This window comes from Oleiphilus sp. HI0086 (assembly GCF_001635225.1).
The window spans coordinates 1-932 of sequence record NZ_LWFZ01000150.1 but is presented as its reverse complement, the minus strand read 5'-3'; the positions used below and the strand labels follow the sequence as shown (position 1 = coordinate 932).

The window sequence follows — 932 nt, the reverse complement described above, 5'->3', positions numbered from 1 at the left end:
AACGTCAACCATGTTTCACAGTCAGTACTCGACGCCAGCCTTAAGCAAACCGGTGTTCAGTTCCAAAACCAGATCACTGCAGAGATCAAAGCAGTTAGAGACCTGATTGAAAGTCGTGCCGATCTTTCCCCTGCTGCACTACAGCAAATAAAAGATATAGCAACCCAGACTGGCGCCGAAGCAGGAACCGCTATGGGTGAAAAAGCCGCGAGCAGTGCTGCCGAGGCCGTCGCAGCGAAAGTAAGTGCCGCACAGGCACAAATCCAAGTTCAGCAAGATATGCAGCCTTATGTTCAGCAAGCCAAGAAGGCGAATATGATTGCAGTGGTATCACTTGTCGTTGCCATTGGAGCCATCGCAAGCAACTTCCTACAGTTCTAGAAGACTAAAAGCACTTATCGAATCCCTCTTAATGCGCGCCAGCTCTTTAAAAGGGATTTTTTATTTGCGCAAACGCTAAGCCCCCGCTCGAATCAAGCCCCCCAAACCAGCACTCTCGAGCTCATCCTCAAGCATCTCACGTATACAGCTTTCATTTTCGAGATTCAGCGCTTTTGTTAGAAGCTGCCTGGCTTTCTTATGCGAAAACGAACGAATTACCCACTTAACCTTGGGAATATTAAAGGCACTCATACTTAGTGTATTGATCCCCATTCCAAGTAGTAAAATAACCGCTACAGGGTCAGAGGCCATTTCACCACACAAAGACACCTTAAGTCGACGGGATTGAGCAGTACATACAATATGATTAATACTTGCCAATACCGCNGGGTTTAGAAAGTTATATAAGTCAGAGACCTTCGGATTATTCCTATCCACTGCAAGTAGGTACTGCGTTAGATCATTAGAACCAATAGATATAAAGTCAATTCGCTTTGATAGGTGTGGCAGGGCCATCATTGCTGCTGGCACCTCTACCATTATACCCACGC

General features: G+C 46.3%; 2 protein-coding genes. One reads left to right on the top strand and one right to left on the bottom strand.

Annotation, left to right across the window (positions count from 1 at the left end):
• Nucleotides 1–381: hypothetical protein (locus tag A3756_RS27050; RefSeq protein WP_197481109.1), on the top strand; the 381-nt coding region annotated here is incomplete at its 5' end.
• 75 nt (nt 382–456) lie between these two features.
• Here the strand turns inward: A3756_RS27050 and A3756_RS02115 are convergent.
• On the bottom strand, nt 457–932 hold a 476-nt coding region (locus tag A3756_RS02115; protein ID WP_304438844.1), incomplete at its 5' end, for a putative PEP-binding protein.